Annotated in this window: 8 protein-coding genes; 1 reads left to right on the top strand and 7 read right to left on the bottom strand. The window is 72.9% G+C overall.

The genetic code is table 11. The annotated features are described in order from the left end of the window. Nucleotides 1-50: 50 nt before the first annotated feature. Genes acs through MHY49_RS18200 form a run of 4 tightly spaced genes read right to left on the bottom strand, consistent with a single transcriptional unit; the run spans nt 51 to nt 4,901 of the window. The gene (gene acs / locus MHY49_RS18215; protein WP_239206523.1) at nt 51-2,147 is read right to left on the bottom strand and encodes an acetate--CoA ligase; all 2,097 of its coding nucleotides are present in this window, start codon (nt 2,145-2,147) and stop codon (nt 51-53) included. Beyond that, on the bottom strand, nt 2,144-2,965 hold the full coding sequence (locus MHY49_RS18210; protein ID WP_370646216.1) for an ABC transporter permease: 822 nt from the start codon (nt 2,963-2,965) through the stop codon (nt 2,144-2,146). The genes acs and MHY49_RS18210 overlap by 4 nt, the downstream gene beginning before the upstream one ends. After that, nucleotides 2,962-4,002 (bottom strand): aliphatic sulfonate ABC transporter substrate-binding protein, encoded by a 1,041-nt coding sequence (locus MHY49_RS18205; RefSeq protein ID WP_228357474.1) that lies wholly within the window; start codon nt 4,000-4,002, stop codon nt 2,962-2,964. The genes MHY49_RS18210 and MHY49_RS18205 overlap by 4 nt, the downstream gene beginning before the upstream one ends. Continuing rightward, nucleotides 3,999-4,901 carry an ABC transporter ATP-binding protein gene (locus MHY49_RS18200; RefSeq protein WP_239206521.1) on the bottom strand — a complete coding sequence of 301 codons (903 nt, stop codon included), beginning with the start codon at nt 4,899-4,901 and terminating at the stop codon, nt 3,999-4,001. Before MHY49_RS18200 ends, MHY49_RS18205 begins: the two co-directional genes overlap by 4 nt. Nucleotides 4,902-5,272: 371 nt before the next feature. On the opposite strand from MHY49_RS18200, the gene MHY49_RS18195 reads away from it, so the two are divergent. Beyond that, nucleotides 5,273-5,890 (top strand): C40 family peptidase, encoded by a 618-nt coding sequence (locus MHY49_RS18195; RefSeq protein WP_239206519.1) that lies wholly within the window; start codon nt 5,273-5,275, stop codon nt 5,888-5,890. An 85-nt stretch (nt 5,891-5,975) separates the two neighbouring features. Here MHY49_RS18195 and MHY49_RS18190 read toward each other — a convergent pair whose 3' ends face one another. The 3 genes from MHY49_RS18190 to MHY49_RS18180 are packed head-to-tail and all read right to left on the bottom strand — an operon-like array spanning nt 5,976 to nt 8,636. After that, nucleotides 5,976-7,103: a glycosyltransferase family 1 protein gene (locus tag MHY49_RS18190; RefSeq protein WP_239206517.1), complete on the bottom strand. Its 1,128-nt coding sequence runs from the start codon at nt 7,101-7,103 to the stop codon at nt 5,976-5,978. Between the two features lie 10 nt (nt 7,104-7,113). Further along, nucleotides 7,114-8,262 (bottom strand): NAD-dependent epimerase/dehydratase family protein, encoded by a 1,149-nt coding sequence (locus MHY49_RS18185; RefSeq protein ID WP_228357467.1) that lies wholly within the window; start codon nt 8,260-8,262, stop codon nt 7,114-7,116. Nucleotides 8,263-8,279: 17 nt separating this feature from the next. Continuing rightward, nucleotides 8,280-8,636, bottom strand: a complete 357-nt coding sequence (locus tag MHY49_RS18180; RefSeq protein ID WP_370646217.1) for a DUF3817 domain-containing protein — start codon at nt 8,634-8,636, stop codon at nt 8,280-8,282. Nucleotides 8,637-8,721 lie beyond the last annotated feature (85 nt).

The raw sequence follows: 8,721 nt of genomic DNA, 5'->3' as shown, positions 1-8,721 counted from the left end.
GGGTCAGGCGGGTCGGGTCGGGCAGGGCGGCGCGGGTCGGGCGGCCCGGGTCAGCCTGCCAGGAGCGGATGATCCGCGGGCAGGCCTTCCAGGGTGCGGCCGACGGCGTCGACCGCGTCGGGGTTCTGGAGCGAGGTGACGTCGCCCAGGGGCGCGGGCGTGCGGCCCGCCCGTCGGTCCCGCTCGGCGTGCACGAGGTCCGCGAGCAGGCGCCGCATGATCTTGCCGGAGCGGGTCTTGGGCAGGTCGGCGACCTCGAGCACGTGGCGGGGCTTGGCGATGGGGCCGATCTCGCGGGCGGCGAGGGCGCGCAGACGGGCGGCGTCGATCCCGTCGGCCGTCGAGCCGCCCTCGCTCGCCGTCACGAAGGCGGCGACGGCCTGGCCGGTGACGGGGTCGGCGACGCCCGCGACTCCGGCCTCGGCGACGGCGGGGTCGGCGACCAGCGCGGACTCGATCTCGATCGTGGAGAGGCGGTGCCCGGAGACGTTGACGACGTCGTCGAGCCGGCCCAGCACCCACAGACAGCCGTCGGCATCGATGCTCGCGCTGTCCCCGGCGAGGTAGAAGCCGCCGTGCTCGCCGCGGCCCGCGTGGGCGCGCCAATAGGAATCGCGGTAGCGCTCGGGGTCGCCCCAGACCGTGCGGGCCATGCCGGGCCAGGGCCGACGGACGACGAGGGCACCGGCGCGGCCGGGCTCGACCTCCTCGCCCGCCTCGTCGACGACGGCGACGTCGATGCCGGGCAGGGCGCGGGTCGCCGAGCCGGGCTTCAGCGTGGTCGCTCCGGGCAGCGGGGCGACCATGGCGGCTCCCGTCTCGGACTGCCACCAGGTGTCCACGATGGGCAGCTCGTCGCGGCCGAAGGTGCGGCGGAACCACACCCAGGCCTCGGGGTTGATGGACTCCCCCACCGTGCCCAGCAGGCGCAGCGAGCTCAGGTCGTGGCCGGCGGGCACCTGCTCGCCGAACCAGGACATGAAGGTGCGGATGAGGGTCGGGGCCGTGTAGTAGACGGTGACGCCGTAGCGCTCGATGATCTCGAGGTGGCGCTCGCGGTGCGGGGTGTCCGGGGTGCCCTCGTAGATCACCTGAGTGAGGCCGTTGGCGAGCGGGCCGTAGATCTCGTAGGTGTGGGCGGTGACCCAGGCGAGGTCCGCGGTGCACCAGTGGACGTCGTCCTCCTTGGCGTCGAAGTGCGCCCAGTGGGCCCAGGCGGCGTGCGCGAGGTAGCCGCCGCCGGTGTGGACGAGGCCCTTGGGCTTCCCCGTCGTGCCGGACGTGTAGATGATGAACAGCGGGTGCTCGGCGTCGAAGGCGCGGGGCTCGTGGACGGGGCTCGCGGGGTCCACGGTCTCGTCCCACCAGAGGTCGCGGCCGCTGGTCCAGGCGATCTCCTGGCCGGTGCGGCGCACCACGAGCACGTGCTCGAGATCGGGGAGGTCGGCGGCGGCCTCGTCGGCCGCGGACTTGACCTCGACGGCCTTCCCGCGACGGAACTGGCCGTCGGAGGTGACCAGCAGCTTCGCACCCGTGTCCTGGAGGCGGAAGCGCACGGCCTCGGCGCTGAAGCCGCCGAAGACCAGGGAGTGCACGGCGCCGATGCGGGCACAGGCGAGGGTGATGACGACGGTCTCGAGGATCACCGGCAGGTAGACGACGACGCGGTCGCCGGGGCCGACGCCGAGGGACTCGAGGGCGTTGGCGGCGCGGGAGACGCGCTCCTGGAGGTCCGCGTAGCTGACGGCCAGGCGGTCGCCGCGCTCCCCCTCGACGTGCAGCGCGACCTTCTCGCCGCGTCCGGCGCGCACGTGGCGGTCCACGCAGTTCTCGGCGACGTTGAGGGTGCCGCCCTCGAACCAGCGGGCGGAGGGCACGCTGAGCTCGCCGGTCGCGGGATCGGGCGTGGGCGGCTCCCAGCTGAGAGCTGTGTGCCAGGGTGTGCGCCATTCGAGGCGGCGCGCGGCCTCCTCCCAGAAGCCGACGGGGTCGGCCTCGGCGCGCGCGTACTCCTCGGGGCCGACGTTCGCCCGGGCCGCGAAGGCTTCGGGCGGGGGGAAGCTGCGGTTCTCGACCAGTCGGGCCTCGGGCCCGGTCGGGGTGGTCCTGGTCGGGGCGTTCGTGGTGGTGGTCGGGGCGGTCGTCATGCCCACCTCCTCAGGAGCTTCTTCTCGACGAGCCCGAGCAGGGCGTTGGTGGCGGTGCCCAGCAGGGCGAGCAGCACGATGGTCAGCAGGATCCGGTCCACGCGGCCGTTCTGCTGGGAGTCGTTCAGCAGGAAGCCCAGCCCCATCGAGGAGGCGATGAGCTCGGCGGCGACGAGGAACAGCCAGGACTGCGCGAGGGCGAGGCGGAGGCCGGAGATCACGGCGGGCACGGCGGCGGGCAGCTGCACGGTGCGCAGCAGCGAGAGGCCGCGCAGGCCGAAGGCGCGCCCCGCCTCCACGAGCTGCGGATCCGTGTGCCGCAGCGCGGAGGAGACCGTGGTGAGGACGGGGAAGAAGGCGCCGATCGCGATCAGCGTGATCTTCGAGGTCTCGCCGATCTGCATCCAGAGGATGAGCAGCGGCACCCAGGCGAGCGAGGGGACGGCGCGCAGCGCGGCGAGCAGCGGGCCCAGCAGGGCGTCGGCCGTGCGGCTGAGGCCGACGAGGGACGCGACGGCGAGCCCCGCGGCGGAGCCGATCGCGAAGCCGATGAGCACGCGCTGCACCGAGATCGCGACGTGCAGCCAGAGCTCGCCGGCGGCCTGCAGCTCCCCGGCGGCGCGCAGCACGGCGAGGGGCCCGGGCAGGCGGTAGGCGGGCACGAGGCCGGTCGCGGTGACGACCTCCCAGACGACGAGGATCAGCAGCGGCACCAGGGCGCCGAGGGCGAGGCGGCGCGGCCACCCGCCGCGGCGGGGCCCCGCGGCGCTCTCGACGTGCGAGATGCCGAGCTCGCTGACGGCGGTCGCGCTGCTCACTTGCTCGTGGCCTTCGTCGCGAAGGCGTCGTGGACGATGCTCTCCAGCGCCTTCGTCACGGCGTCCTCCCCGCCCTGCACGTCGCCCGAGGCGCCGAGCACGGGGGCGATCTTCTCGAGGACGGCGGTCTGGTCCTTGCCGGGCACGCCGCTGACGTCGAGGTTCGAGCGCTCGGTGATGACGGTGCTCGCGATCTTCTCGTCGATGCCGGCGACCTCGGCCAGCAGCTTCGCGGTGCCCTCGAGGTTCTCGAGCGCCCAGCTGCGGGCCTTCTCGTAGGCGTCGACGACGGCCTGGGCGACATCGGCGTGGTCGTCGATGAAGTCCTCGGTGGCGTTGAGGAACCCATAGGTGTTGAAGTCGACGTTGCGGTAGAAGAGGACGTCGCCGCTCTCGGCCTCGGCGGCGGCCATGATCGGGTCGAGCCCGGACCAGGCGTCCACGGAGCCGCCGTCGAGGGCGGAGCGGCCGTCGGCATGCTGGAGGGCCTGGATCTCGACGTCCTTGACCGTGAGGCCCGCGGTCTCGAGCGCCTGGACGAGGAAGAAGTAGGGGTCGGTGCCCTTGGTGGCGGCGACCGATCGTCCCTCGAGGTCCGCGGGGTCCTTCAGGTCGGTGCCCTTCGGGCCGACGAGGGCCGACCACTCGGGCTGGGAGAAGATGTCGATGACCTTGATGGGCGAGCCGTTCGCGCGGGCGAGCAGCGCGGCGGATCCGGCCGTCGAGGCGACGTGGGCGGAGCCCGAGCGCAGGAACTCGTTGGCCTTGTTGGAGCCGGCCGACTGCACCCAGGTGACCTTCACGCCGTCGCCGAGGGCGTCCTCGAGGATGCCCTGGTCCTTGATGACGAGGCTGAGGGGGTTGTAGGTCGCGAAGTCGATGGTGAGCTCGGAGAGCGACCAGTCGCCCGAGCCGCCCCCTCCCGCGCTGTCCTTCTGGGCGTTCTCCCCCGCCACGCAGCCGGCGAGGGCGAGCGGGGCGGCGGCGCCGAGCGCGAGGGCGCCGCGGCGGCTGAGGGTGCGTGCGGTGCGGGTCATGCGTGGTCCTCGGGGGTCGTGGGGCGGGTGGTCGTGCCGTGGGCGGGCGTGCCGTGGTGGCTGGGGACGCCGAGCCCGTCGAGCAGCTCGCTGCGCAGGGCGGCGAGGGCGGCGTCGGCGCGGTCGCGCGGTCGCGGGCTGGGCACATCGATCACGCGGGCGATCGAGCCCTCCTCGGGCGCGGCGCGGCACAGGGTGCGCAGCTGGACGACGCGGTCGGCGAGGAACAGCGCCTCCTCGACGTCGTGGGTGACGACGAGGACGGTGGTGGGCTCGGCGGCGTGGATCTCGAGCAGGAGGTCCTGCATGCGCAGGCGGGTGAGGGCGTCGAGCGCCCCGAAGGGCTCGTCGAGCAGGAGCACCTCGGGTCCGCGGGCGAGGGCCCGGGCGAGGGAGGCGCGCTGGGCCATGCCCCCGGAGACCTCGCGCGGGCGCTGGTCCGCGGCGTGCTCGAGGCCGACGAGCTGCAGCAGGTGGCGCACGCGCTCGCGCCCCTCGGTGCGGGCGGTGCCGCGCGGGAGGCCCAGGGCGACGTTCGCCTCGAGGGTGCGCCAGGGCAGCAGGCGCGGCTCCTGGAAGGCGACGGCCGTGGACTCGTCGACGCCGCGGATCACGCTCCCGCCCAGGCGGATCCCCCCGGCGCTCGGCGCATCCAGGCCCGCGACCAGGCGCAGCAGGGTCGACTTCCCGCAGCCGGAGGGGCCGATGACGGCGAGGATCTCCCCGGCGCGGACCTCGAGGTCGAGGGCGCGCAGGACCTCTGCGGGGCCGAAGGCGCGGCCGACGCCCGCCAGGCGCAGCGCGCCCCGCTCGGCGATCGGGTCCGCGTCCGTCGGGCTCCCGCCGCGGGGGCTCACGGCGCGGCGCGCACGGGCGTCGGCGGACACAGTGGTGGTCATGCCCGGCATCATGGGCATCCGCGACCTGCGCATGCCACCTCGATGTCATAAGCGGACACATTCGGGGCCCCTGCGACGCCTTCCGGCGGATCCCCCGCATCCGTGCAGGCGGCTCCCGGCGATGTGGCGCAGACCCCGCGAGAGCGTCAATGCGCGTCACCTCCCGGTCACCTCCGTCCGGGCGCGCGTCAAAGTCCCGTCAACCCTCGTCGGTGGCTCGTCCAAACGCCTTCAGATCGCCCTCGGCCCGTTCCTACGGTGGTGGCACATCGCAGGCAGCGATCGGAGCCCCCGCTCCCGGTCCTCCTCGTACGACCCCCGCACAGCATCACGATCCTCGCACCCGAGGTCGGAAGGAACGCACCGAGACCATGGCACTGAAGAACACGCACCGCGCCGCCGGCCGCGCCGTCACCCCCCTCACCAGCACCAGCCGCGCCGCCCGCACCCTCGGCGGGGCCGCCCTGCTGGGCACCGTCCTGGCCGGCACCGCCTTCACCGGCGGCGCCGCCAACGCGAACGACCTGGACCTGGCCGGCAGCGACGAGGTCGGCACCACGAGCCAGTCCTCGACCACCTCGAGCCAGTCCAGCGAGCTGCCGTCCTACGGCTCCTCCGCGGGCTCCACCGCGGTCCCGGCGAGCGCGAGCTCCAGCAGCGACAACGAGATCGTCAGCGCCGCCCGCTCCGCGCTCGGCACCCCGTACTCCTGGGGCGGCTCCTCGCTCAGCGGCATGGACTGCTCGGGCCTCGTGAACTACGCGTACAACAAGGCCGGCATCGACATCCCCCGCACGAGCGGCGAGATCGCCGCCCAGGGGAAGTCGATCTCGCAGTCGGAGGCCCAGCCCGGCGACATCGTCACCTACCCGGGCCACGTCGCGATCTACGCCGGCAACGGCCAGATCATCGACGCCTCCGGATCCCAGCAGAAGGTCGTCGAGCGCGCGATCTGGGGCAACCCCACCGGGTTCGTCACCTTCCGCTGATCCCGCGTCCGTCGGCCCTCGGCCGACGGCGCCCGGTCACCGATCGGCCCGGTCCCGCAGCTGCGGGGCCGGGCCGTCCGCATGCTCAGGAACGCGAGCCGTGCTCCGCGATCGCGAGCTCGTAGAGGCGCAGCAGGTCGTCCGAGGCGTTCTCCCAGGAGTACTCCTCGGCCTCGGCGCGCGCGGCCCGTCGGATCGAGGCCGCCTGCTCCGGGTCGGCGAGGCGGTCGAGGGCGCGATCGAGGCTCGCCTCGTCCCCCGCGTCGAAGAGCAGCCCGTCGACGCCGTCGGTGACCTGCTCCATCGTCGGCCCCGAGCGGGCGGCGACCACGGGCAGACCCGAGGCCATGCCCTCGAGGATCACGAGGCCCAGGGTCTCGGTGACCGAGGGGAAGACGAAGGCGTCGGCGCTCGCGAAGGCCGCGGCCAGGTCCTCCCCCTCGAGGAAGCCGGGGAACAGGGTGGAGGTGCCCGCGAAGATCTGCTCGAGCTCGCCGCGGAACGGTCCGTCGCCCACGATCGCGAGGGCCACGTCGTCCCGCCGGTCCATCATCGCCCGCAGGCGCTGGATCTCCTTCTCCGCGGCGAGGCGGCCGACGAACACCAGCAGCTTCTTCTCCGGGTGCCCGTCCGTGAGGCGCTCGCGCACCTCCTGCGAGGCGAAGCGGGGATGGAACTGCGCGGTGTCCACGCCGCGGCGCAGCACGTGGAGGTTCTCCAGGCCCTGCCCGGCGAGCTCGTCGCGCATGGTCTGCGAGGTCGCGATGTTGATGTCGGCGAGCGCGTGGTTGCGCCGGATCTGCCACCAGATCAGCGGCTTCGACCATTTCCAGGCCCTGTAGAGGTCCAGGTAGCGGGGGATGTGCGTGTGGTAGCTCGCGACCAGCGGGATCCGCTGGCGGTGGGCGGCGTAGGCGCCCGAGGAGGCCAGCAGCAGCGGCTGGGCCGCGTGGACGACGTCCGGGTGGAACCCGCGGATCACGCCGTCGACGGTGGGGTTGGGCAGGGTGAAGCGGCGGTGCTTGTAGAACGGCAGCGTCACCGGCCTCATGCCGACGACGCGGGCCCCGTGGTGCTCGGTGACCCCCAGGTCGGGGGCGATGACGAGCACCTCGTGGCCGAGGTCGACGAAGCGCTCGACGGCGTGGCGCAGCCGGGTCACCACGCCGTCGACCGAGGGCAGGAACGTCTCGGTGACGATCGCGATCCTCACGCCGTCGTGGTCACTTCCAGGTGACGGTGGGCAGGACCAGCTCGTCCTTCACCCGGTCGGTGTTCGCGCGGGCGACGGAGAGGATCTCGGCGAGGACCTCGTCGGTCAGCAGGTGCGGCTCCAGGCCCAGGGAGAGCAGGTTCGTGTTGACCGCGTTGTAGTAGTGGTCGTACTTCTCCACGCGCGGGTTCTCGAGGTGGTCGATGCCCACCTCGATGCCCTGCTCGCGGGCCACGCGCTGCACCTTCTCGGCGAGGTCCTGGACGCTGAAGGACTCGGTGAACTGGTTGAACACGCGGAACTCGCCGCGCTCGGCGGGGTTCTCGCACGCGATCTCGATGCAGCGCACGGTGTCGGCGATGTTGAGGTAGCCGCGGGTCTGCGAGCCGCCGCCGTAGACCGTGAGGTCGTGGCCGATCGCGGCCTGGATGAGGAAGCGGTTCAGGGCCGTGCCGAACACTGCGTCGTAGTCGAAGCGGTTGGCCAGGCGCGGGTCGAGGCGGGTCTCGTCGGTGTCGAGGCCGTAGACGACGCCCTGGTTGAGGTCGGTCGCGCGCACGCCCCAGATGCGGCAGGCGAACATGATGTTGTCGCTGTCGTGCACCTTGGTGAGGTGGTAGAAGGAGCCCGGGGCCTTGGGGAACGGCAGGCGGTCCTTGCGGCCCTTGTGCTCGATCTCGATCCAGCCCTCCTCGATGTCGATGTTGGGCTGGCCGTACTCGCCCATGGTGCCGAGCTTGACGAGGTGGCAGTCGGGCGCGAGGTCCTTGATGGCCCACAGCACGTTGAGCGTGCCGGTGACGTTGTTGCGGTGGTTCTCGATCGCGTGCTCGCGGTCGATCATCGAGTAGGGCGCGCTGCGGTGCTCGGCGAAGTGCACGAACGCCTCGGGCTGCTTCTCGGTGACGACCCGGGTGACGTCGTCGTAGTCGGTGAGGTCCCCGATCACCACGTCGATGTCCTTCCCGGAGACCTCCTTCCAGGCGGCGACGCGCTCGGTGAGCGGGAGGATCGGCGTCATCGAGTTCGACCCCAGCTCGGTGTCGATCTCGCGGCGCACCAGGGAGTCCAGGATCGTGACCTCATGGCCCTTCTGCGAGAGGTACAGGGCCGTGGGCCAGCCGCAGAATCCGTCTCCGCCGGCGACGACGATCTTCATGGCAGGGAACCTCCTGGTCAGGGTGCGTGATCGACGTCCACCAGCGTATCGGTGTCATCCTGGGAGAGGGGCCCTTCCGGTGACGCGGAGGTGAACATGCCGCGTCCGGCGAGGCGCCCGGTGCGGCGCAGCCAGATCTCCAGCGGCACCGTCACCAGCGGCGGGATCGAGCAGGCCAGGGCCAGCAGGGCCACCCACCACCTCCAGCGCAGCACCACCGCGGCGACGACGACCATCACCACGTAGGCGACGAACACGCCGCCGTGCAGCCGGCCGAAGAGCCAGACCCCGGCCTCGGTGCCCACGGGCCCGTACTTCAGGGCCATGCCCAGCAGCAGTCCCGCCCAGGTGACGGCCTCGGCGAACGCGACGATCGCGAAGTTTCGGGCGGGGGGGGCGGGGGGGCGGGGCGGGGGGTGGGGCCCGTGGGCCGCGGCGGCGCCGGGGGGGGGGGGGGCG

Source organism: Brachybacterium sp. ACRRE, assembly GCF_022346485.1.
In the GTDB taxonomy this organism is placed as follows: Bacteria; Actinomycetota; Actinomycetes; order Actinomycetales; family Dermabacteraceae; genus Brachybacterium; species Brachybacterium halotolerans.
The sequence above is the reverse complement of the archived record's forward strand: the minus strand, read 5'-3'. Positions and strand labels throughout refer to the sequence as shown.

Excerpts from the sequence above, each read along its gene's own strand:
- MHY49_RS18195 (WP_239206519.1), top strand. The coding sequence starts at position 5,273 with ATGGCACTGAAGAACACGCACCGCGCCGCCGGCCGCGCCGTCACCCCC.
- MHY49_RS18205 (WP_228357474.1), bottom strand. The coding sequence starts at position 4,002 with ATGACCCGCACCGCACGCACCCTCAGCCGCCGCGGCGCCCTCGCGCTC.
- MHY49_RS18185 (WP_228357467.1), bottom strand. The coding sequence starts at position 8,262 with ATGAAGATCGTCGTCGCCGGCGGAGACGGATTCTGCGGCTGGCCCACG.
- MHY49_RS18200 (WP_239206521.1), bottom strand. The coding sequence starts at position 4,901 with ATGACCACCACTGTGTCCGCCGACGCCCGTGCGCGCCGCGCCGTGAGC.
- acs (WP_239206523.1), bottom strand. The coding sequence starts at position 2,147 with ATGACGACCGCCCCGACCACCACCACGAACGCCCCGACCAGGACCACC.